We start from the raw sequence: 23,106 nt of genomic DNA, 5'->3' as shown, positions 1-23,106 counted from the left end.
GCCGTCCCCTTCGGGTCAACTGGGTCGTGCCCAGGTCAATCAGGGGGGAAGCGCCGGGGGAAGACGACCACTCTCCTACGCCGAGCGGCCCCTGTCAATGGGCAATTTCGATGGCCAGAGCCCTCAGTGGGCCGGCGCGATTTGGGGGCGCACCACGGTTCGGCTCAGCACCAGGGCCACCAGCGACACAATCCCGCCCACGAAGAAGGCCGTCGTAAAAGACGACAACGCCACCACCGCGCCCGTCAACAGCCCGCCCAGCCCGACGGCCAGATCGAAGGCGATGCTGAAGGTGCCGATGGCCTGGCTGCGCCTGTTGGCCGGGGCCGACTGGACGGCCAGCACGAACAGGGCCGGAAACAGAAACGTCTGGCCGATGGCCAACACCACCGTGCCGAGGAACACACCGGGGACCTGCGGCCACAGCGCCACGATCCACAATCCGATGACCGAGAACGTGTACGACATGGTGCTGGTGCGCTGGGGGCCCAACCGGTCGGGAAGGCGGGCCAGCACGATGCGCATGCTGATCACGATCACGGCGAAGGTGGCGAACACCGCACCCGAGCGGGCGAACCCGATGTCCTCCACGTGCAGCTCGATGAAGGACAAGAATCCGGCGTAGCCGATCAGGCCCAGGAACAACAGCACCGCGGGCCGGGCGGCCGGCCGGTGGAAGAACGACGTGGGCCATCCGGTGGGGGCGTCGTCGGGGCGACCGTGAATGGAGTACGCCCCCAACACCGCGCTGATCGCACACAGCCCTCCCCCCAGTGCCCACACCGCGTCGGCGCTGAGGGACTCGGCCAACTGTTCGCCGATGACCGGTCCGCCCGCCAAACCGGAGTACACCGTGACCGAGAAGTACGACACGGCCTCCCCCCGTCGATGCTCCGGGGCCATGTCCTGGGCGGCGGCGGCAATACCCACGAAGAAGGCGGCCTCCCCCAGCCCGGTGAGCAAACGGAACAGCACCGCCGTCGCCACCGTGGTGGCAAACAGGTTGCCGAGGATGCCCAGGCCCACCAGCACGCACCCCCACACCACCACGAACCGCCGCCCCTTGGAGTCCCCCAGCGGACCCACCAACGGGCGGGCCACCGCGGCCGACAGGCCGAACCCCCCGACGGCCAGCCCCACCGCCACCGGGCCCCCGCCCAGGTCGTTCTCCACGAAGCCGGGCAACACCGGGTACACCATCCCGAGCGACACGAAGTAGAACACGGCGCACAGACACAGCACCGCGAATCGGGCGGTGAACAGCCGCTGGGGCCCGGTTGTCCCCGGCCCGTCCGCGCCGGTCATGCCGGGACCGCCGGCTGCGGGGCGCCGGTCATCAAGGCGCCGCCCGATCAGCGTCGGTCATGCAGGAACGGGTAGCGGGATCGAACGCGCTCCACCTCCGCGGGATCCACCTCGGCACAGAGCACCGCCTCCTGCCCGGCGGGGGCGTCGGCCACCACGTTGCCCAGCGGGTCGACGATCACCGAGTCGCCCGCGTAGTCGAGGCCGCCGCCCGAGCCCACCCGGTTCACCCCGATCACGTAGGCCTGGTTCTCGATGGCCCGGGCCACCAACAGCGCCGACCAGTGGGCCCGGCGGGCCACCGGCCAGTTGGCCACCACCACGTAGCAATCGGTGTCGTGGGCCACGGCCCAGAACTCGTCGGAGAACCGCAGGTCGTAGCACACAAAGGGGGTGACCCTCACCCCATCGGCCACCACGGTCAGCCAGTCGGCCCCGGCGGCGTAGTGCTCGTGTTCGCCCCCGTAGGAGAACGGGTGGATCTTGTCGTAGGTGCCCGCCACCCCGTCGGGGCCGGCCAGCACGAATCGGTTGACGGGCAACTCGGCCGCCGACCGGTCCCGCACCGGCACCGAGGCGCCCACCCACACCCCGTGCGCGGCGGCCAACTCCACCAGGAAGCCGACGCTGGGCCCGTCCGGCGGTTCCGCCACCCGGTCGGAGTCCATGGAGAACCCGGTGGAGTACATCTCGGCCATCACCACCAGCCGGGCCCCGTCGGCCACCGCAGCGGCCACCTTGGGGGCCAGCCGCTCGAAGTTGGCCTCGGGGTCCTCCCACACGATGTCGTGCTGGACGGCGGCCACCCTCATCGCCGGTCCCCCAGCTTGGACAGGCGGGCCACCGCCTCCTCCAGCACCTCGGGGCGCTTGCAGAAGGCGAAGCGCACCAGGTGTCGCCCCTCGTGCTCGTTGTCGTAGAACACCACGTTGGGCACGGCCACCACTCCGCACAGCTCCGGCAACCGACGGCAAAGGGCCATGCCGTCGTCGAACCCCAGCGGGCGCACGTCGGCGGTCACGAAGTAGGTGCCTGCCGGCCGGTAGGGCTCAAACCCGGCGGCGGCCAGCCCGTCGGTGAGCTGGTCGCGCCGGGCCCGCAGACCGGCCCGCAACCCGTCGAAGTAGTCGTCGCCCAGCCGCAACCCCACGGCCACCGCGTGCTGGAAGGGCGCCCCGTTGACGTAGGTGAGGAACTGCTTGGCCGCGGTCACCGCCGCCCGCAGCTCGGCGGGGGCACACACCCAGCCCACCTTCCATCCGGTGAACGAGAACGTCTTGCCCGCCGACGACACCGTGATGGTGCGCTCCCGCATCCCCGGCAGGGTGGCCAGGGGAATGTGGGTGCCGTCGTAGGCCAAGTGCTCGTACACCTCGTCGGTCACCACCAGCAGGTCGTGTCGCCGGCACAGCTCGGCGATGAACTCCAGCTCCTGCCGGTCGAACACCTTGCCGGTGGGGTTGTGGGGCGAGTTCACCACCATCATCCGGGTGCGGGGGCCGATGGCGGCGGCCAACTCGTCGGGGTCGAACCGGTAGTGCGGGGGGCGCAGGGTCACCAGCCTGCGCTCCGCCCGGGCCATGGCGATGCCCGCCACGTGGGAGTCGTAGTAGGGCTCGAACAGCACCACCTCGTCGCCCGGCACCAACAGCGACAACATGGCCCCGGCAATGGCCTCGGTGGCCCCGGCGGTGATGAGCACCTCGGTGTCGGGGTCGAACTCCAGGCCGTAGAACCGTTCCTGGTGCTCGGCCACTGCCAAGCGCAGATCGGCGATGCCCAGGCCGGGGGGATACTGGTTGTGCCCGGCCCGAATGGCGGCCACCGCGGCGTCGGCCACCTCGGCGGGACCGTCGGTGTCGGGAAATCCCTGGCCCAGGTTGATGGCCCCGGTGGCGGTGGCCAACGCCGACATCTCGGCGAAGATGGTGGTGCCGAACTCCACCAGCCAGGGATTCAACAGTCGTTCCGGCACCGGGGAACCCCGCCTTCGGCGCTAGAAGCGGCGACGGGTCGACGGAAGGGCCACGGCCCGCAGCCTACCGCCCGACCGAGAATCCCCGGTGCCCGACGGCCCGGTGTGCTAGCAACCAAGCATGGCTTCTCATGCACAGACCTACGGCGGTGTCGTCGGCGACACCGTGGCCGAATCCACCCCGTGGTGGCCCGACCCGGTGACCCCCCCGCCCGGTGCCCCCAACGTGGTGATGGTGGTGCTCGACGACGTGGGCTTCGCCGACCTGGGCTGTTTCGGGTCGGAGATCGACACCCCGACCATGGACGCCCTGGCCGCCGACGGGCTGCGCTACAACAACTTCCACACTACCTCCATCTGCTCGCCCACCCGGGCGTGCCTGCTCACCGGGCGCAACCACCATTCGGTGGGCATGGCGGTGGTGAGCAACTGGGACACCGGCTTTCCCGGCTGCACCGGTCGCATCAGCAACCGGGCGGCCACCCTGGCCGAGATGCTGCGGGGGGCGGGATATTCCACCTTCGCGGTGGGCAAGTGGCACCTAGCCCCCATCGAGGACACCACCCCGGCCGGGCCCTTCGACCAGTGGCCCCTGCAGCGGGGGTTCGACCGGTTCTACGGCTTCCTCGACGGGGCCACCAACCACTGGGACCCCGACCTGGTGGCCGACAACCACCACATCGACGCCCCCGACCGGCCCGGCTACCACCTCACCGAGGATCTGGTGGACCAGGCCGCCGCCATGATCACCACCCAGACCTCGGCGTGGCCCGAGCGACCCTTCTTCCTCTACCTGTGTTTCGGCACCGGCCACTACCCGCTGCACGCCCCCAAGTCCGCCGTCGACCACTACAACGGACGCTACGACGACGGCTGGGGGGCCCTCCGCCAGGAGCGGTTCGCCCGGCAAAAGCACCTCGGGATCATCCCCGACGACACCGAACTGCCCCCCGTCAACCCCGGTGTGCCCGACTGGTCGGAGTTGAGTGCCGACGAGCAGCAGGTGGCCGCCCGGATGCAGCAGGCCTACGCCGGGATGCTCACCCACACCGACGAGCACCTGGGCCGGCTCATGGCCACCCTCGACCGGATCGGCCAGGCCGACAACACCGTGGTGGTGCTGTTGTCCGACAACGGGGCCACCGCCGAGGGCGGCCCGTCGGGCCACGAGAACGCCATGCGCTACATCAACGGCCTCGGCCCCCGGCCAATCGACCGGCAGCTCGCCGACATCGACGAGATCGGCGGCCCCAACTCCTGGCTGGTGTATCCGGTGGGCTGGGCCATGGCGGGCAACACCCCGCTCAAGTGGTACAAGCAGAACACGCACGCCGGCGGGGTGCGCGACCCCCTCATCATCTCGTGGCCCGCGGGCATCACCGACGGCGGGGCCGTGCGCACCCAGTACCACCACGTGAGCGACCTCGCCCCCACCCTGCTGGAGGTCATCGGGTTGGAGGCCCCCGCCGAGCTGGCCGGGGTGGCCCAGCTCCCGTTGGAGGGCACCAGCATGGCCTACACCTTCGCCGACCCCGCCGCCCCCACGGCCAAGGCCGAGCAGTACTACGAGATGGTGGGCCACCGGGCGATGTGGGTCGACGGCTGGAAGGCGGTCACCCGCCACATCCAGGGGGAGAGCTTCGACGACGACCGCTGGGAGCTGTACCACCTCGACCGGGATTTCTCCGAGGCCCGTGACCTGGCCGAAGCCGAACCCGAACGGCTGGGCGACCTCATCGGCCGCTGGTGGGAGGCCGCCCGGGCCCACCAGGTGCTGCCCCTGGACGACCGCATCCTGGAGCGGTTCCACGTGCCCAAGCCCCGGCCCATCACCAACCGGTCACGGTTCGTGTACTACCCCGGCGCCTACATCCCGAGCGACGGCTGCCCCGACCTCAAGAACGTGTCCTACGAGATCGCCGTGGACCTCGAACGGTCCGACGGCGACCAGGGCACGCTGGTGGCCTGCGGCGACGTGTCGTCGGGCTTCTCGCTGTTCGTCCACGACGACCACCTGGTGTGGGACTACAACATGGCCTGGGAGCACTACGTGGCCGAGTCCGACGGACCGCTTCCCACCGGCCCGCTCACGGCCACCGTGGCCTTCGAGCGCACCGCGAGCTACGCGGGCATCGCCCGGTTGCTGGTCGACGGCCACCCGGTGGCCGAGGTGGCCATGCCCGTCACCCACCCCACCCACCTGCACGCGGTGGGCATCAGCGTGGGCCACACCCGGACCCCTTCGCCCAGCCCCCGCTACACCGGTCGCTTCCCCTTCACCGGCCGACTCCTCCAGGCGGTGATCACGGTGGGCGACGACCGGGAGCGTCCCGGCCAGGCCCTCCTCCTGGATTGAGCCCACCGGGCCCCGCCCCCGGAGAACAGACGGGTCGCCCACAGGAAAAGACCGCCCGGAAGTGGCCCGGCAATCCCCTGAGGGCGCGCCCCCTGCGATAGCTTGACCGGGTGGTCGACGGGGACCGGACATGGAGCTTCGTGGTCGCGGCCAACCGACTCCCGGTGCGGCGGGTGTGGGAGGAAGGCACCGCCCGGTGGGTACCCAGTCCGGGGGGGTTGGTGTCGGCCCTGCGCCCGGTCATGGCCGACAACCCCGACGCCGTGTGGGTGGGCTGGTCGGGCGTGCCCGGACCGGGCACCGACCCGTTCGAGATGGACGGCTTCCGGTGCCATCCGGTGGAGGTCAGCCAGGGGGAACTCCAGCTCTTCTACGAGGGGTTCTCCAACGCCACCCTGTGGCCACTGTTCCACGACGCCCTGGTGCCCCCCGAGTATCACCGCACCTGGTGGGATGCCTACCGCACCGTCAACCACCGCTACGCCGCCACCGTGGCCCAACTGGCCGCCCCCGGCGCCACGGTGTGGATCCACGACTACCACCTGCTCCTGGTGCCCGGCCTGTTGCGCCGAGCCCGCCCCGATCTGAAGATCGGGTTCTTCCTCCACATCCCCTTCCCCGCCCGGGAGCTGTACATCCGGCTGCCGTGGCGCACCGAGATCATCGACGGCCTGCTGGGCGCCGACCTGATCGGACTCCAAACCCCGTTGAGCGCCGACAACTTCTGCCGGGCCGCCGCCAGGGTGACCGGCGCCCCCACCACCAACAAGACCATCCACCACGACGACCGAACCACCCGGGTGGGGGCCTTTCCCATCGGGATCGACGCCCAGCGCATCGCCGGCCTGGCCGCCGACCCGGCGGTGCAGGCCCGATCCACCGAGATCCGCCGTTCCCTGGGCTCGCCCAGAACGGTGCTGTTGGGGGTGGACCGGCTGGACTACACCAAGGGCATCGAGGTGCGGCTGCGGGCCTTCCGGGAGCTGTTGGCCGAAGGCCGGCTGTCGGCCGACCATTGCGTGTTCGTGCAGATCGCCGAACCCAGCCGCTCGCAGGTCACCGGGTACGGGGAGGTCCGCCGGGCGGTGGAGCAACTGGTGGGCGACGTCAACGGCAACTTCGGGGTGATGGGCCACCCGGTGGTGCACTACCTGCACCAGAGCCAGCCCATCGAGGAGTTGGTGGCCATGTACCAGATGGCCGACGTGATGCTGGTGACCCCCCTGCGGGACGGCATGAACCTGGTGGCCAAGGAGTACGTGGCCAGCCGCCCCGACAATTCCGGGGTGCTGGTGTTGTCGGAGTTCACCGGGGCGGCCCAGGAGCTGAAGGCGGCCGAACTCATCAACCCCCACGACATCGAGGGCCTGAAGGCGGCCATGGAGTCGGCTGCCCTGCGCAACCCGGCCGACGCCCGATCGGCCATGCGGGCCATGCGCCGGGTGGTGCGCGCCAACACCGCCCAGCGCTGGGCCGAGCGCTTTCTCGACCGCCTGGCTCTCGGCGAATGAGCCCTCGGTTCCCGGCCCGCACGGCACCCGGCGCATGAACGCACGATCAGCCCCGGAAGCTGGGCCGAGCGCCGGGCCCGACGAGGTGGCGGCCCGCATGGCCGAGCTGGCCCGAGTGCCGGTGCTGTTGGTGGCCTGCGACTACGACGGCACGCTGGCCCCCATTGTCGACAACCCCGACGAGGCCCGTCCCACCCGCGAGTCGGTGGCCGCCCTGCGCCAGCTCGCCGCCCTGCCCCACACCCACGTGGCCGTCATCTCCGGCCGCTCGCTGCGGGATCTGGCCGCCCTCAGTCGATTGCCCGAGGAGATCCGCCTGGTGGGCAGCCACGGCACCGAGTTCGACGTAGGGTTCGCCGGCGACCTCTCGCCCACCCAGCGCGCCCGGCGCGACCGGGTGCTGGCCGAACTCAACGACATCGCCCGGCCCGACCAGGGCTTCATCGTCGAACCCAAGCCGGCCGGGGTGGCCTTCCACTACCGCCGGGCCGACCCCGACATCGCCGCCGACGCCGTGGACCAGGTGCTCAACGGACCGGGACGGGCCGAGGGCGTGCGGATCAAGACCGGGAAGATGGTGGTGGAGCTGTCGGTGCTCGACCTCGACAAGGGCCACGCCCTCGACCGGCTGAGAACCGACGTGTCGGCCGAAGCGGTCATCTTCGCGGGCGACGACGTGACCGACGAGGACGCCTTCGCCCGCCTGCGGGGCCCCGATCTGGGGATCAAGGTGGGTCCGGGGCCGAGCGTGGCCCATACCCGCCTGGACGACCCCCAACAGGTGGCCCAGGCCCTGGCCCGGTTGGCCGAGCGACGGCGGGCCTGGCTGATGGGCGAACACGCCCTGCCCATCGAGCGCCACAGCCTGCTCAGCGACCAGCGGACGGTGGCGTTGGTCACCGCCGACGCCTCGGTCAACTGGATGTGCCACCCCCGGGCCGACTCCCCGGCGGTGTTCGCCGGGCTGTTGGGCGGGGCCCGGGCCGGGCACTTCTCCATCCACCGCCACGACCGCAGCCCGCCCATCTCCCACCGCTACCTCAACGGCACCATGATCGTGGAGACCCGGTGGCCCGACGTAACCGTCACCGACTACCTGGACTGCACCGACCGACGCCCGTACCAGCCCGCGGGACGCACCAACCTCATCCGGGCCGTCGAGGGCACCGGCCGCATCCGGGTGGAGTTCGCCCCTCGCCTGGACTTCGGCCGGGCCCCCACCGGTCTGCACGCCATCGACGGCGGCCTGGAAGTGTCGGGCGCGGCCGAGACCATGATGTTGCTGTCGCCCGGCGTGCGCTGGGACATCATCGACGACGGCCCCCACCAGACCGCCGTCGCCGACGTCCAACTCGACGGCACCGCCCGGGTGCTGGTGCTTCGCCTGGGGGTCCACGCCCGGCCCTACCGGTCGGAGTTGACCGAGGCCGATCGTCGGAAAGTCACCGCCGGCCATTGGCAAAACTGGGTGGACGGTCTGGCCCTGCCGTCGGTGGCCCCCGAGGAGGTGAAGCGTTCGGCACTGGTACTGAAGGCCCTGTGCCATCAACCCTCGGGGGCCATCCTGGCCGCGGCCACCACCAGCCTGCCCGAAGTGCTGGGCGGGGTCCGCAACTGGGACTACCGCTACTGCTGGCCTCGGGACGCGGCCATGAGCGCGGCCGCCCTGTTGGCCCTGGGCAGCACCCGGGAGGCGGGCGACCTGCTCGACTGGATCCTGGAGCGCATGGAGCATCTCCCCAGCCCCGAGCAACTCCGACCGGTCTACCCGCTGGTGGGCGACGAGGCCCTGCCCGAGGCGGTGCTGCCCGAGCTGGCGGGCTACGCCGGGAGCCGGCCGGTGCGGATCGGCAACGCGGCGGAGCATCAGGTGCAGCTCGACGTGTTCGGCCCGGTGGTGGACCTGGCCTGGCGGTTGCACGAGGCCGGGGTGAGCGTGGGGGAGCGGCACTGGCCGGTGGTGAAGGCGGTGGTGGGGGCGGTGGCCGCCCGCTGGCAGGAGCCCGACCACGGCATCTGGGAGGAGCGCCGCCCGCCTCGTCACCACGTCCACTCCAAGGTGATGTGCTGGATGGCGGTGGACCGGGCCATCAAGATCGCCGAGCACCTCGACGGGAGGCTGGCCGCTCTGTGGCGCCCGCTGCGCCACCGGATCGCGGCCGACGTGGTGGACAACGGCTGGAGCGACGAGCGACGCACCTACACCACCGCCTACGGCTCCACCGACGTGGACGCCGCCCTGTTGTGGATCGGCCTGAGCGGCCTGGTGCCCCCCACCGACACCCGGTTCGTGTCCACCCTCAAGGCGGTGGAGCGCGAGCTGCGCGACGCCCAAACGGTGTACCGCTACCGCCGCGACGACGGGATGCCCGGCACCGAGGGGGGGTTCCTCATCTGTGCGGCCTGGCTGATCGAGGCCTACGTACTCATCGGCCAGCTCGACGACGCCGCCGCCCTGTTCGACCGCTACCTCGACCTGTGCGGACCCACCGGGCTGCTCCCCGAACAGTACGACCCGGCCACCGAGCGCCTGTTGGGCAACCATCCCCAGGCCTACTCGCACCTCGGGCTCATCAACGCCGCCCGGGCCCTGTCGGCGGCCAACGGCGCCTGAGTCGGGAGCGACGCCCAGCCGGCTGCGCGGCCCGGCCGGTTGCGCGGCCCGGCCACCGGCCAGGGGTGGGCCCGAGGGGGCTCGGGCGCTACCGCCCGGAGACGAGCCCCCAGATGCGCTCGGGGGTGGCGGGCATCGCCACGTCGGTGACGCCCAGCGGGGCCAAGGCGTCGGCAATGGCGTTGATCACCGCGGGGGTGGAGGCAATGGTGCCCGCCTCACCGATGCCCTTCACCCCCATGGGGTTGGTGGGGCTGGGGGTCACCGTGGAATCGGTGCGGAACCCCGGCGTCTCCGCGGGCGAGGGCACCAGGTAGTCCAAGAAGCTCACGTTGCGGGGCTGGCCGTCGGCGTCGAAGGCGGCCTCCTCCCACAGGGCCTGGGCCACCCCCTGCAGGATGCCGCCGTGGATCTGGCCTTCCACCACCATCGGGTTGATCTGGTTGCCGCAGTCGTCCACGGCCACGTAGTCCACCAACTCCACCGCGCCGGTTTCGGTGTCCACCTCCACCACGGCCACGTGCGTGCCGAAGGGGAAGGTGAAGTTGGGCGGATCCCAGGTGACGTGGCCCTCCAGGTTGGGCTCGACGCCGTCGGGCAGGTTGTGGGCGGTGAAGGCCTCGAAGGCCACCGCGGCCAGGGGCATCTCGGCGTCGGGCTGGCCCCGCACCCGGAATGTCCCGTCGGCGAACTCCAGGTCCTCGGCGTTGGCCTCCATCTGGTGGGCGGCGATCAACCGGGCCTTGTCGATCACCTTCTCGGCGGCCAGATGCACCGCGGTGCCCCCCACCGACAGCGACCGGGAACCGTAGGAGTCGAGCCCCAGCGGGGAGATGGCGGTGTCGGAGTGCAGCACCTCCACGTCGTCGGGGTCCACCCCCAACCGGTCGGCCACGATCATCGACCAGCAGGTCTCGTGGCCCTGGCCGTGGGGCGAGGTGCCGGTGACCACCTGCACCTTGGCGGTGGGCAGCACCCGCACGGTGGCCGACTCCCAGCCGCCCGCGGCGTAGTTCAGCGAGGCCAGCACCCGGCTGGGGGCCAGCCCGCACATCTCCACGTAGCTCGACAGTCCCACCCCCAGGTGGCGGGCATCCCCCGCCGCCCGGCGCTCCGCCTGGCGTCGGCGCAGCCCCTCGTAGTCCACCAGCTCCAGGGCCCGGGCCAGGGCCTGCGGGTAGTCGCCGCTGTCGAACAACAGCCCGGCCCCCGACTCGTAGGGGAACTGCTCGGGGGCGATGAAGTTGCGCCGCCGGATCTCGGCCGGGTCCACCCCGACGGCGGCGGCCAGCGAGTCCATGGCCCGCTCGATGGCGTAGGTGGCCTCGGGCCGGCCCGCCCCCCGGTAGGCGTCGGTGGGGGTCATGTTGGTGAACACCCCGGTACACACGAAGGAGTAGTGCGGGATGTCGTAGCAGCCGTGGTACAAGAACGCCCCCAGCAGGGGCACGCCGGGGGTGACCAACTGCAGGTAGGCCCCCATGTCGGCCACCAGCTTCACCCGCACCGCGCTGATGCGGCCCTCGGCGTCGGCGGCCAGCTCGATGTCCTGAATCTGGCCCCGACCCTGAATGGTGGACCCGGCGGCCTCGGAACGACCCTCGGTCCAGCGCACGGGCACCCCGTGGCGCAAGGACAGCGCCGTACACATGATCTCCTCGGCGTACACGTTGAGCTTGGAGCCGAAGCCCCCGCCCACGGCGGGCGCCACCACCCGCACCTTCTGTTCGGGCAGGCCCAGGGTGAGGGCCACCATCACCTTGAGGATGTGGGGGATCTGGGTGGCCGAATAGATGGTCACGTCGCCACCGAAGGGTGCCGGTACGGCCATCACCCCCCGGGGTTCCATGGCCGCGGGAATGAGCCGCTGCTGGGTGTAGCGCTCGGTCACCACGTGGGCGGCCCCGGCGAAGGCCGCCTCCACCGCGTCGCCGTCGGGGGTCAGCTCCCAGGTGTAGGAGGCGTTGGTACCCAGGTCCTCGTGGATGACGGTGTGGTCGGCGAGGGCGTCCTCCAGGTCGACCACCGCATCCAGGGGCTCGTAGTCCACCTCCACCAATTGGGCGGCGTCGGCGGCCCCGTAGCGGTCGGTGGCCAAAACCACGGCCACCACGTCGCCCACGAAGTTGGCCTTGTCCACCGCGATGGGCAAGTGAGCCGGGTTCTTCATGTCGTCGGTCACCGGCCAGGCACAGGGCAGCGGGCCCCAGGCGTCGGCCAGGTCGGCCCCCGAATAGGCGGCCACCACCCCGTCGGCGGCCAGCGCGCCGCTCACGTCGACCGAGCGGATGCGGGCATGGGCGTGGGGGCTGCGCACGCAGGCCACCCACAGCGCCCCGGTCAGGTCCAGATCGTCCACGAACCGGGCTTCCCCGGTCAACAGCTCGGGATCCTCCTTGCGAAGCAATCGGCTGCCGATCACGCCCGTCGTCGAGGAATCAGTCACGGTCATGGGACACCTCCCGTTCCTCCCCCGAGCGTAGTCCTCCTACTCGTAGGGTGCAGCCGGAGTCCGCTCAGCGGGGCCGGCGGCGGAGGGTCAGTTGGATGCCGCGGAGCGAACGTCGGCCAGCGTCTCCATCCACCACCGGTTGGCCACCGTGGTGTTGCCCGGCAGCGTGGCCAGGCACTCGTCCACGTGGGCGACCACCTCGGGGAGATCAGCGGCGGCCAGGCGCAGGTCCAGGAGTCCGTCCACGACCCGAGACCGACTGGTCAGTTCCCCGTCGATGGCATCCAGCAGCCGGTCCACCAACTCGGTGATCTCGATGAGGGCCGCTGGATTGCGGACGGTTTCCAATGTCACTGATCTGCCTCCTCGGCGGACGGTTGGAGGTTACAACCGCCGAGCATCCCGTTGTGTTCCCCCAATGCTATCGGCCCCGGTGACCAACGGCGACCAGCAAGCAGTAGCCGGGACGGCCCCAGCGGGCAGTGGCCGGAACGGACCCAGGTACCCGGAGCCGGGACGGCCCCCGGCAGCCGGTAGCCTGGCAGCAGTGTCCGATGTCGTGATTGCTGCTCGGGGGGTGCAGAAGAGCTACGGCGCCAACCACGTGCTGCGAGGGTTGGACTGCGACATCGGGCGGGGCGTCACCGGGCTGCTCGGACCCAACGGCTCGGGGAAGAGCACCTTCATGGGGCTGATCCTGGGCCTGCGGCCCCGCCACGCCGGCGATCTGGCCGTGTTGGGGATCGACCCCAGCCAGAGCGGCCCGGAATTGCGCCGGCGGGTGGGCTATGCCCCGGAGCATCACGATCTTCCCGGCGACGTGCAGGCCGCCGACTTGGTGCGTCACATCGCCCAGCTTCACGGCCTGCCCCGCAAGGCGGCCACCGCGCGGGCCAGCGACGCCCTGTGGCAGGTCGGACTGGGCGAGGAGCGGTTCCGGCCCATCGGCACCATGTCCACCGGCCAGCGCCAGCGAGTCAAAATGGCGCAGGCCCTGGCCCACGACCCCGACCTGCTGCTGCTCGACGAGCCCACCGACGGTCTCGACCCGGTGCAGCGTGACGACATGTTGGCGCTCATCCGCCGGGTGGGTTCCGACTTCGGGATCGACATCCTGTTGTCGTCGCACCTGCTGGAGGAAGTGGAGCGGGTGTGCGACGCGGTGGTCATCCTGTCCGACGGAATCGTGGGCCACAGCGGCGCCCTGGGCGACGAGGACTCGTCCGAGGCCGGGGTGAAGGTGGAACTCGACAGCGACCCCCAGCCGTTGGTGGCCGCCCTGGTCGCCCGGGGGGTGACGGCCACCGCCGACGGGCCGGTCGTCACCGTGACCGGTCTCGACCCCGCCGGCACCCTGGTGCGCGACCTGATCGCCGACTTGGGCCTCGGGCTGCGCCGCCTGGAGCCCCTCCGTACCAGCCTGGAAGACGTGTTCATGGCAGCGTCCCGATGACAGAAGCCCGCTTCCACAACCGGGGCATCTCCCGATGACCGAGGCCCGCATTCACAACCGGGGCTACGTGGCCTACGGCGGGGTCCGCCTCGGTCCCGGGCGGGCCATGGTGGACTTGGCCTACCACACCGTGCAGCGGGTGCTGGGCCTGAAGCGGTCCAACTGGCAAAAGGTGATGCCCGCCGTGGCCCTGGCGGTGGCCTTCGTGCCCGCCATCGTCTTCATCGGCATGGCCGCTGCGGTCCCCCGCGGTGAGGAACTGGGCTTCGACTCCCCCACCAACTACTACGAGGTCATCAACTTTGGCATCTTGCTGTTCACCGCCTTCGTAGCCCCGGAGGCCGTTTGCACCGACCGTCGCAGCGGCCTGTTGGGGCTGTATCTGGCGTCGCCCCTGCATCGCAGCACCTACCTGGTGGCCAAGTTCGGGGCGGTGGCCGCCGTACTCGCCATGATGACCCTGGGACCCACGCTGTTGATGCTGATCGCCTTTACCTTGGCCGACGCCGGGCCAGACGGGGCAAGCGACTGGCTGACCGAGTTCGGTCGGGTGCTGGCTTCGGGCCTGGCCTTGGCCGTCTTCTGGACGGCGTTGTCGCTGGCCGTCTCCAGCCTTTCCTCCCGCCGCTCCCTGGCCGGCGTGGCCATCTTCTTCGGCATCCTGGTCAGTGCCGCCTTGGGTGACGGCCTGGCCGCCGGGGCCGACTTGGGTGATTCCTTCGCTCTGGTGAACATGTTCGACCTGCCCCTGGAAGCCGTGGTCCGCATCTACGGGGAGGTCAACGACGGCGATTCACCTCTCGGCCGGGTGGACACCTGGGCGGTGTACACCACTCTGATCGGGCTCACTGCGGCCTTCGGTGGGTTCGCCCAGTGGCGGTACCAACGCATCGAGGTGACCAGATGAACACGACGCCTCCTCCACCTCCGCCCTCGACTCTCGCCACCCCTCCGCCCATGGTGCAGACCACGGGGGTATCCAAGTGGTTCGGCGACCTGGTGGCCGTTTCCGACGTGAGCTTCTCCATCGGCGCCGGGGTGACGGCGCTGTTGGGACCAAACGGCGCGGGCAAGTCCACCCTGTTGCGGATGATGTGCGGGTTGGCCCAACCGTCCAACGGATCGGTGTCGGTGCTGGGCCGTGATCCTCGGCGTGACGTGGCCGTGCTGGGGCGCATCGGGTTAGCCCCTCAGCAGGAGTCGCTGCTCGACCACCTGACCGGCGGCGAGTTCGTGGAACTGGCCGCCGGCCTGCACCAGGTGAGGAACCCCGCCGAAGCCGCCCGGCAGGCCATTGCCACCGTGGAACTCGACCCCGACGACCCCCGGCCGCTGTCCACCTACTCCAAGGGCATGCGCCAGCGCATCAAGCTGGCCCAGGCCATCGTCCACGATCCGGCGGTGATCGCCCTCGACGAGCCGCTCACCGGCCTCGACCCCCGCCAACGACGCAGCATGATCGACCTCTTCCACCGGCTGGGGGCCGCCGGCAAGTGCGTGGTGGTGTCCAGCCATGTGCTGGACGAGGTGGAGCGCTTCGGCTCTCGGGTGCTGGTCATCGTGCAGGGCCGCCTGGCCGCCGAGGGCGACTTCCGGGAAATCCGCGCTCAGATGGACGACCGACCGCTGCGTATCCGCATCCGCACCGATCGACCCCGACCGCTGGCCATTGCCCTGTTAGACCGCGACGTGATCTCCGGGTGTCGCCTCGAGGGCGCCGACGGTTTGGTGGTGGACACCACCGACCCGGCGGCTTTTCGACGGGCGTTGGCTCCGGCCGCCCGCGCTCAGGACGCCTCGCTGGGGGAGCTGCGCCCCCTGGACGACGATCTCGAGAGCGTGTTCCGCTACTTGGTGGAACGATGATCGGCGAGGGTCCGGCGTGAACGGCCACGTCTACCGAGTGGTGCTGCGCAGCCAGATCAGCATCGGCCGGGTGGTGGCCCTGGCCGTGCTGTGCGCAGTGGCCATCTTGGCCGGGTTCCTGTCGCGCCTCGCCGACGACCCCGTTGTGGTGTCCACCCAGACCATGGCCTACTTCGGCATCCTGATCTTCGCCCCGCTGTTGGCCCTGACGGTGGGGTCGGCGGCGTTGGGCAACCTGGTGGAGGACCGCACCCTGGTGTATCTCTGGTTGCGCCCGGTTTCCCGGGCCTCCATGGCCACCGCCACCATGGCCGCCGTGCTCACCGTGACCCTGCCGCTGGTGGTGGTGATGATGTCGGCGTCGGCCACCATCACCGGGGTGGACGGCTTGGTGGTGGCCACGGCGGCGACCACCGCCCTGGCCGCTTTCGCCTACTCGGGGTTGTTCGTGGCCCTGGGACTGAGGTTCAAGCAGTCACTGTTCGTCGGTTTGGGCTATGTGGCCACTTGGGAGTGGCTGCTGTCCAACCTGGGAGACTCGTTCGCCCGCTTGTCGGTGCGCAGCTACCCCATGAGCCTCCTGGCCGACGCCACCGGCGTCAGCCTGCACCTGGCCGACCGATCCACCGTGGCGGCCTATGTGGTGCCGCTGGCCGTCGGCCTGGCCGGGGTGGCCTACACCGCCTGGCGGCTCCAGCACACCGAAATCGACTAGCGGCGCGCCATTGACCCGGGTCTACGGCGAGCCCAGATGCCTGGACGGGGCTAGCCGCCGGCTGAGTTCAGGATGTTCTCCGACTCCTGGATGAGGCCGTCGATCCGGCGGTCCACTTCGTCGAGAGCGTCCCGGGCGCTGCGCAACTCGGAGATGAGTTCGCTGATGGCTTGGCGGGTGCTGTCATCGAGGGACGTGTCGCCGGGTGCCGGCGGCACGGGCACCGGAGTCGGTGCCGGGGCGGGGTCGGCTGGCTCGTCGACGGGATCGGGGGTCGGCGCGGGCTCAGGCAAGACCGCAGGGCCCTCGACGTCGGTCAACGCGGCCAGGGCCTCCTCCAGCGTCGGTCGGATGCGGAGCACGAAGTCGTCGTCGTTGCCCAGCCCGGCGATCACCTGCTTGACCTGGGGCAGCTCGGTGTCGCCGGTGGCCTGCACGTACACCGGACGCACGAACAGCAGCGAATCCCCCACCGGGATCATCAGCAGGTTCCCCTGCAACACGGTGGAGCCCTGCTGGTTGAGCTGGGTGAACGCGTCGGCGATCTCAGTGTCGGCCTGAATCTTGGCGTCGACGATGCTGGGCCCGGGGATGCTGGTACCGGGCACGGTGTAGACCACCAACTCGCCGTACTCGTCGATGTCGCTCTTGGCGGCGATGAAGGCGGTCAGCTCCTTGCGCTCGTCCTCCTCGTCCCCGGCCCCGGACACGGGCACGAAGGTGCGGAAGATCACAAAGTCCAGATCGTCCTCGCCGGGCAATTGGAGCAACTGGTAGAACGGCCGGATCCTCCGCTCAAGCTGGCGGGTGGCGGTGGCAGTGGCCGTTTCCTCGGCGGTGATGGCGTCGGCCACCTCGTCGAGCAGGGTGCGGGCGGTGATGCGGGTGCCGGGATCCTGAGCCACCGCCCAGGTCACCGAGTTGGCGTAGAAGGGCGCCGCCTCGTCGATGAAGTACCGAGCCCAGATGGTGGTCTGAATCTTGAACAGGTCCTCGGGATAGCGCAAGTGGTTCTGCAGGTCGGCGGGCATCTGGTCGAAGTCCTCGAACAGACCGGGGAAGATCTTGCGCCACGCCTGGATGATGGGGTCGTCGGGATCGAGCACGTAGAAGGTGGTGGTGCCGTCGTAGGCGTCCACCACCACCTTCACCGAGTTGCGGACGTAGTTGAACTTCTTGCGCAGCCCGCTCTCGAGCGCCAGGTCGCTCACGTCCGGGCTCTGGCTGTAGGGATACCGGTCGCTGGTGGTGTAGGCGTCCTGGATGTACACCACCCGGCCGTTGGAGATCACCGGATAGGGGTCGGCGTCGTACTCCAGGAACGGGGCCAGGGTCTCCACCCGCAAGCGCAGATCCCGGTTGAAGATGATGCGGGAATCCGAGACCACGAAATTGGAGATGAGGGGGTTGATGTCGCCGAAGCGCAGGGCGAAGGCGGCCTGGCGGAAGAAGCTCCCCACCTCCACCCCGTCGTCGCCGTCGTAGGTGAAGGGGATGGTCTCCTCGTCCTCGGTGTAGCCCACCTCGGAAATGGAGGCCCCCACGATGGCGTAGCCGGTGAGGTTCTCCCCGATGTAGAGCTGGGGTTGGCCCAACTCGAAGTCGTCGCTCGCCGTCACCGGCACATCACCGACGACGAAGTCGGGCGATCCCTGGGTGGTCACCGAGTTCACCGGGGCCACGGCCACGCCGTACCCGTGGGTGTAGGCGATGTGGCGGCCCTCCCAGGACTGCTGGGGGATGTCGGCCACGTTGAGCTGACGGGCGCCCACCACCACCTCGGTGGTCTCGCCATCGATGACGTAGCGGTCCACGTCCACCTCGCCGTTGAAGGTGTAGAACGTGCGCTCCGACTGCTCCACCTGGAAGGCGTTGGGCACAATGTCGGGGTCCAACAGCCGGATGTTGCGCACGCTGGGGTTGCCCGCCAACTCCTGAATGGTGATCTCGGTGTCGGGGTCGAACTCGCGTTCGATCACGTTGTCCAGACCGAGGGCATGACGGGTGGCCTCGATGTTGCGCTCGATGTAGACCGCTTCGTTCTGGGATTCCTGGGGCTCGGCCCGGAACCGCTGGATGATGGCCGGGTAGATGGCCCCCATCACAATGGCCACCACCACCCACAGCCCCACGGCGGTCACCGGCAGCACCCATCCCCGCTGCCAGATGTTGATGATCAGCAAGACCGCCGACAGCACCGAGATCAACAGCAACAGGCTGAGCGCCGGCAGTTGGGCGTTGACGTCGGTGTAGGTGGCCCCGTCCACCGGCCCCCGGGTGGAGAAGTTGAGGCTGAACCGGTCGAACCAGTAGCCCACCGCCCGAGTGAGGGCGATCAGGGCCAGCAGCACCGACAGGTGGACCTTCACCTGGGGGGTGACCCGCTGCCCGGTGGTTTGCACCCGGATGCCGCCGTTCACGTAGTGGGCGATGGCGGTGAGAACGGCGGTGATGATGAGCGCCCGGAACACCCAACTGATGAGGAACTGGATGAAGGGCAGTCGGAACACGTAGAAGCCGATGTCGTAGCCGAACTGCGCGTCCTCGATGCCGAACTCCACGCTGTTGAAGAACAGGATGGCCTTCTGCCACTCCCCGCCGGTACCGCCCCCCACGATGAGGGCGAACAGGCCGGCCACCACCAGGGCCACCAAGCGACGGCGATGGCCCACCGCCTCGTGGTAGTGGCGGATCAGCTCCTCTTCGGGCCCGTCCGGCCGGGTGGCCGGGGCCAACCGGTCGGCGATGACCAGGTTGGAGTAGAGCAGGGCGAAGAAGAGGACGATGAAGATCGTGGTGAGCACGATCTTGTAGATGATGATCTCGCTCCAGACGTCCCCGTGGCCCAGCGAGTCGAACCACAGGTAGTCGGTCCACAGGCGAGCCGTTCCCCGCAGGGACAAGATGGCGGCCAGCAGGACCACCAGCACCAGCCCGGCGATGATCTTGGCTCGACGGGAGAACCGGGGGCGAGACGGCGGCCGCGGCCGGAACACATCTCGGGGATTGCGCATACCGACTGGAGACTAGCCTTTGCCCGTCGGCACTTTGGCAGCGCCGGGGGCAGTTTCGCGATCTTCCGGCGTCGGATCGTCCTGCGAGCGGAGGCGGGCGAAGATGGCGTCAACGGCCCCGCTGTCCTCGGCCCCGGCCAACACGGGATGGTCCACCGGAGCCTCCGGGGCCACGATGCCCAGCTCCTGGGCGTCGTCCAGTTCCGACAGCAGGGCCACATCGGGGGTGTCGGGCTCCTCCTCCACCCGGCGGGCGGCGGCGTCGGCCATCACCTTGGCCTCGGCGAGGGAGAGCTTGGCCGATTCCATCGACTGGTCGATGGAGTTGCGGACCTCGCCCAAGGTGGCCAGCAGCTTGTCGCGCCCGGCGCGCAGTCGCTCCACCTGGGCCCGAGCGGCCTGCCGGCGCTTGGCCATGTCCCGCAGCACCGTGAGCCGCAGCGCCTTGGCCTGCTCCACGATCTCCCGGCCCTGGGCCCGGCCGTGCTCCACCTCGGCTTCGGCCTGGGTGCGAGCATCCTGGAACAGCTCCGCCATTTCGTCGGCCTGACGGCAAGCCTTCTCCAACAGCTCGGCCACCGCGCCGGTTTCGTCCGCGGAGGGGGGCGAGCCCAGCGCGTCCACCGTCTCCCGCAGTTCCTCGGCCAGGCGGCGGGCCCGGACGGCCAGATCGCCGGCCTGGGTCTGGGTCTGCCGGCGCGACACCTCCACGGTGTGGTCCAGCAGCTTCACCCCCTCGGTGCTGAACTCAGCCTCCGGCTGGTCGTCCATGGCCGAAATCGTAGTCCTGTCAGGCCGTGGCCAACGCGTCCAGGGCGTCCTGCAGGGTGGCCACCCCCACCACCCGCAGGTCGTCGCCAGCGTGGTCCACGGCGTCGGCCACGTTGGACACCGGCACCAACAGGAGGTCGACCCCGGCGCGCTGGGCGGCGATGGCCTTCTGGTCCACCTCGCCGATGGCCCCGACCGTTCCGTCCAACGCGATGGTGCCGGTGGCGGCCACCCGCCGATCGCCGGTCAACTCGCCGGGGGTCAACAGGTCGATCACCCCCAACGTGAGGGCCAAGCCCGCCGACGGTCCCCCGATGGACCCGCTGTCGATCTCGACGTCCACGGGCAACTCGCCGATGTCCACCCGTTCCCGGGCGGCCACGCCGATCAGCGCCCGGTCGGAACCGTCCTCGGCGTCGACCAACTCCACCACCGCCGCCTCGGTGTCGCCGCCCTCGGCCGGCTCCACCCGCAACTCCACCGATTGACCCGCCACCCGCTCGGCCAGCACGCCGGCCAAGTCCCCGAGATCGGCCACCGCGACTCCTTCGATGCCCACGATCACGTCGCCGCGCTCCAACACCTGGGCCGCCGGGGTTCCGTCCATGGCCTCGGCCACGATGACCCCCGAGGCGATGCGGGGTATCTCGTATTCCAGGTGTTCGAGCGCCACTACGATGGCCACGTGCTGGGAGTTCTCCATGCGCAGCTCGTTGAGCCGGCGCAGTTCGCTGCGGGTGCCGTCGCCGGTGAAGGTGCGTTCGGCCTCGATGTCAACCCCCGACTCGAACTCGGCCACGATGCGCTGCAGGATCGACAGACGCTGGCTCACCCGCACGGTGACCAGGCCGATCTCGCCGGCGGGCTGGTAGACCTCGGCCCCTGTCACCGACACCCGCGAGGGCACGCCCTCCACCGAGCCCGGACGCACCGCCACCTGATCGGTGCGCCAAAGGCCCAAGACCGCAGTGACGACCAGGAGCAGGGACACCACCACCGCCACCGGCACCAGCCAGGCCCGGTTGCGCCGCCACCACCGCGGTCGACGGTGCGGTGGGGGTGGCGGAGGGGGCGGGATGTCGGGGAGTTCGGTCGTGTTGTGGTCGCGCATTCGTAGTTCCCTCCCCGACGATACTTTGGCCACCCTCAAGAACTGGTGGTCGTCGCGGCTGCAGCCGCGGTGGGCCACCTGGCGGGAGGCCCGACAGGAGCGGGACGTGCTGATCGCCTATCGGGCCGACTACGGGGAAGGTGCCCGCTTTCGCTGGTGGCACCGATTGCGGGCCGGGGTGGGGCTGGTGTTCGTGGTAGTGCTGATGGGGGCAGGCCTGACCATGCTGGTGGGCCTGTTCTTCGTCGGGCTCACCATCGTGTTGGAAACGCTGGTGTGAACGGCCCCCCCGAACCGGGGCCGGGGCCCGAACCACCGGACGGGCAGACCATCAGCCGACGATCAGCGGTGATCGCCGGGCACACTGGCGACGTGGCCACCGCCCGGGCCGCCTGGGACGCCGACGATCCCAAGGTGCGGGCCTCGGCGGTGGCCGCCCTGGACCGGATGGGGGCGCTCACCGACGCCGACTTGCGGGCCGCCCAACGCGACCCCTCTCCCACGGTGCGGATGCGGGCGGCCGCCCTGTCGGCCCGGCACCCGTCGGTGTCACCGGCCGCCCTGCTGGACGATCCCAGCGACGCCGTGGTGGAGGTGGCCGCCTGGGCGTGTGGCGAGGGGGAAGCCCCCGAGCCCACCACCGTGGCCCGGTTGGCCGCGGTGGCCACCGACCACGCGAACCCGTTGGTTCGGGAGGCGGCGGTGGCCGCCCTGGGGGCCATCGGCCACCCCGCCGGCTTGGAGGCCATCTTGGCGGCCACCACCGACCGGGCGGTGGTGCGCCGTCGGGCCGTGCTGGCGTTGGCCCCCTTCGACGGGCCCGAGGTGGACGCCGCCCTGCGCCGGGCCGCCCAGGACAAGGATTGGCAGACCCGTGACGCCGCCGAACTGCTCCTGGAGCCCGACTGACGCCGTTACTCCATGAACCCCGTTACTCCATGAACCCCGTTACTCCATGAACCCCGTTACTCCATGAACATCGTCTGGACGTCGTCGAAGGACTCCAGACAGCGACCCGCCCCCATCACCACCGCTTCCAGCGGGGCGTCCACCAGGCCCACCGGCACCTCGGCCGCCTGCGACAGCCGCTCGCACAGCCCCCGCAGCAGCGACCCGCCCCCCACCATGTGGATGCCGTGGGTGATGATGTCCTGGGACAGCTCCGGGGGGGCCTCCATCAGGCACGACAGCACCGAGTCCACAATGGAGGAGATGGCCTCCCCGATGGCCGTGCGCACCTCATAGGGCGAGAGCACGATGGTCTCGGGCAAGCCGTTCATCAGGTTGCGGCCCCGCACCTCGGCGCTGCACTCGCCGGGGGTGAAGGCCGCCGAACCCACGGTGATCTTCACCTCCTCGGCGGTGCGCTCCCCGATGGCGATGCCGAACTCCCGGCGCACAAAGGTCTGGATGGCGGCGTCGATGTCGAACGACCCCACCCGAATGGCCTTAAGCGAGATCACCCCGCCCATGGAGATCAGCGCGGTCTCGCTGGTACCGCCCCCGATGTCCACCACCATGTTGCCCATCGGCTCGTGGATGGGCAGCTCTGCGCCGATGGCGGCGGCCAGGGGCTGCTCGATCAGCCTGGTCTCGGCCGCACCGGCCCTCCGGGCGGCCTCCACCACCGCTCGACGCTCCACTGCGGTGATGGCCGAGGGCACGCAGATGACCACCTTCGGGCGGCTGAACCGATTGACCCCGGCGTTCATCAGCAGCAGGCGGATCATGCGCTGGGTGACCTCGAAGTCGGTGATCGCCCCCTTGCGCAACGGGCGGGCCGCCACGATGTGGGCCGGGGTGCGTCCGATCATGTTCCACGCTTCCCGCCCCATGGCCAACACCTCGTTGGTTTCCTTGTTGAGGGCGATCACCGTGGGTTCGTTGAGGATGATCCCCTGGCCGCGGGCATAGACCAGGGTGTTGGCGGTACCGAGGTCGATGGCCAGGTCCCGAGCCATGG

The 23,106-nt window shown here is 70.2% G+C and carries 18 protein-coding genes; 9 read left to right on the top strand and 9 right to left on the bottom strand.

Annotated features, from left to right (window positions below; translation table 11 throughout):
* Positions 1-123: 123 nt before the first annotated feature.
* The 3 genes from ACOQPQ_RS12200 to ACOQPQ_RS12190 are packed head-to-tail and all read right to left on the bottom strand — an operon-like array spanning position 124 to position 3,280.
* Positions 124-1,305 carry an MFS transporter gene (locus ACOQPQ_RS12200; protein WP_420639700.1) on the bottom strand — a complete coding sequence of 394 codons (1,182 nt, stop codon included), beginning with the start codon at positions 1,303-1,305 and terminating at the stop codon, positions 124-126.
* Between the two features lie 47 nt (positions 1,306-1,352).
* Positions 1,353-2,117, bottom strand: a complete 765-nt coding sequence (locus ACOQPQ_RS12195; RefSeq protein WP_420639699.1) for a carbon-nitrogen family hydrolase — start codon at positions 2,115-2,117, stop codon at positions 1,353-1,355.
* Entirely contained in the window at positions 2,114-3,280 is a 1,167-nt protein-coding gene (locus ACOQPQ_RS12190; protein ID WP_420639698.1) for a pyridoxal phosphate-dependent aminotransferase, read from the bottom strand. The genes ACOQPQ_RS12195 and ACOQPQ_RS12190 overlap by 4 nt, the downstream gene beginning before the upstream one ends.
* 121 nt (positions 3,281-3,401) lie before the next feature.
* Between ACOQPQ_RS12190 and ACOQPQ_RS12185 the strand changes: the two genes are divergently transcribed.
* The 3 genes from ACOQPQ_RS12185 (at position 3,402) to otsB (ending at position 9,761) form a co-directional block, all read left to right on the top strand.
* Positions 3,402-5,636, top strand: coding sequence for an arylsulfatase (locus tag ACOQPQ_RS12185; RefSeq protein WP_420639697.1), 2,235 nt, complete (start codon positions 3,402-3,404; stop codon positions 5,634-5,636).
* 110 nt (positions 5,637-5,746) lie between these two features.
* Positions 5,747-7,147, top strand: a complete 1,401-nt coding sequence (locus ACOQPQ_RS12180) for an alpha,alpha-trehalose-phosphate synthase (UDP-forming) (RefSeq protein WP_420639696.1) — start codon at positions 5,747-5,749, stop codon at positions 7,145-7,147.
* A gap of 34 nt (positions 7,148-7,181) precedes the next feature.
* Complete coding sequence (otsB, locus tag ACOQPQ_RS12175) at positions 7,182-9,761, top strand: trehalose-phosphatase (RefSeq protein WP_420639695.1); 2,580 nt, start codon at positions 7,182-7,184, stop codon at positions 9,759-9,761.
* Between the two features lie 88 nt (positions 9,762-9,849).
* On the opposite strand, the gene ACOQPQ_RS12170 is transcribed toward otsB, so the two are convergent.
* Positions 9,850-12,213: a xanthine dehydrogenase family protein molybdopterin-binding subunit gene (locus ACOQPQ_RS12170; RefSeq protein WP_420639694.1), complete on the bottom strand. Its 2,364-nt coding sequence runs from the start codon at positions 12,211-12,213 to the stop codon at positions 9,850-9,852.
* Between the two features lie 87 nt (positions 12,214-12,300).
* Positions 12,301-12,567, bottom strand: coding sequence for a hypothetical protein (locus ACOQPQ_RS12165; protein WP_420639693.1), 267 nt, complete (start codon positions 12,565-12,567; stop codon positions 12,301-12,303).
* Positions 12,568-12,760: 193 nt separating this feature from the next.
* On the opposite strand from ACOQPQ_RS12165, the gene ACOQPQ_RS12160 reads away from it, so the two are divergent.
* Genes ACOQPQ_RS12160 through ACOQPQ_RS12145 form a run of 4 tightly spaced genes read left to right on the top strand, consistent with a single transcriptional unit; the run spans position 12,761 to position 16,247 of the window.
* Positions 12,761-13,666 (top strand): ABC transporter ATP-binding protein, encoded by a 906-nt coding sequence (locus ACOQPQ_RS12160; RefSeq protein ID WP_420639692.1) that lies wholly within the window; start codon positions 12,761-12,763, stop codon positions 13,664-13,666.
* Between the two features lie 34 nt (positions 13,667-13,700).
* On the top strand, positions 13,701-14,573 hold the full coding sequence (locus ACOQPQ_RS12155) for an ABC transporter permease subunit (protein ID WP_420639691.1): 873 nt from the start codon (positions 13,701-13,703) through the stop codon (positions 14,571-14,573).
* Between the two features lie 50 nt (positions 14,574-14,623).
* Complete coding sequence (locus ACOQPQ_RS12150; protein ID WP_420639690.1) at positions 14,624-15,532, top strand: ABC transporter ATP-binding protein; 909 nt, start codon at positions 14,624-14,626, stop codon at positions 15,530-15,532.
* A gap of 16 nt (positions 15,533-15,548) precedes the next feature.
* A complete protein-coding gene (locus ACOQPQ_RS12145; protein WP_420639689.1) occupies positions 15,549-16,247 on the top strand; it encodes a hypothetical protein in 699 nt (232 codons plus the stop codon).
* A gap of 50 nt (positions 16,248-16,297) precedes the next feature.
* Here ACOQPQ_RS12145 and ACOQPQ_RS12140 read toward each other — a convergent pair whose 3' ends face one another.
* From ACOQPQ_RS12140 to ACOQPQ_RS12130, 3 genes are read right to left on the bottom strand one after another with little or no spacing between them, the layout of a single operon-like run.
* Entirely contained in the window at positions 16,298-19,261 is a 2,964-nt protein-coding gene (locus ACOQPQ_RS12140; protein WP_420639688.1) for a UPF0182 family protein, read from the bottom strand.
* 12 nt (positions 19,262-19,273) lie between these two features.
* Positions 19,274-20,032 carry a hypothetical protein gene (locus ACOQPQ_RS12135; protein WP_420639687.1) on the bottom strand — a complete coding sequence of 253 codons (759 nt, stop codon included), beginning with the start codon at positions 20,030-20,032 and terminating at the stop codon, positions 19,274-19,276.
* 19 nt (positions 20,033-20,051) lie between these two features.
* Positions 20,052-21,143, bottom strand: coding sequence for a PDZ domain-containing protein (locus ACOQPQ_RS12130; protein WP_420639686.1), 1,092 nt, complete (start codon positions 21,141-21,143; stop codon positions 20,052-20,054).
* Between the two features lie 25 nt (positions 21,144-21,168).
* Here ACOQPQ_RS12130 and ACOQPQ_RS12125 point away from each other — a divergent pair, with 25 nt between their 5' ends.
* The gene (locus ACOQPQ_RS12125; protein ID WP_420639685.1) at positions 21,169-21,423 is read left to right on the top strand and encodes a hypothetical protein; all 255 of its coding nucleotides are present in this window, start codon (positions 21,169-21,171) and stop codon (positions 21,421-21,423) included.
* Positions 21,420-22,052 (top strand): HEAT repeat domain-containing protein, encoded by a 633-nt coding sequence (locus tag ACOQPQ_RS12120; protein WP_420639684.1) that lies wholly within the window; start codon positions 21,420-21,422, stop codon positions 22,050-22,052. Before ACOQPQ_RS12125 ends, ACOQPQ_RS12120 begins: the two co-directional genes overlap by 4 nt.
* A 56-nt stretch (positions 22,053-22,108) precedes the next feature.
* Here ACOQPQ_RS12120 and ACOQPQ_RS12115 read toward each other — a convergent pair whose 3' ends face one another.
* Positions 22,109-23,104, bottom strand: coding sequence for a rod shape-determining protein (locus tag ACOQPQ_RS12115; RefSeq protein WP_420639683.1), 996 nt, complete (start codon positions 23,102-23,104; stop codon positions 22,109-22,111).
* Positions 23,105-23,106 lie beyond the last annotated feature (2 nt).

Origin of the sequence: Candidatus Poriferisocius sp., assembly GCF_965219775.1 — a bacterium.
GTDB lineage: Bacteria > Actinomycetota > Acidimicrobiia > Acidimicrobiales > Bin134 > Poriferisocius.
This window is presented reverse-complemented; position numbering and strand designations above follow the sequence as displayed.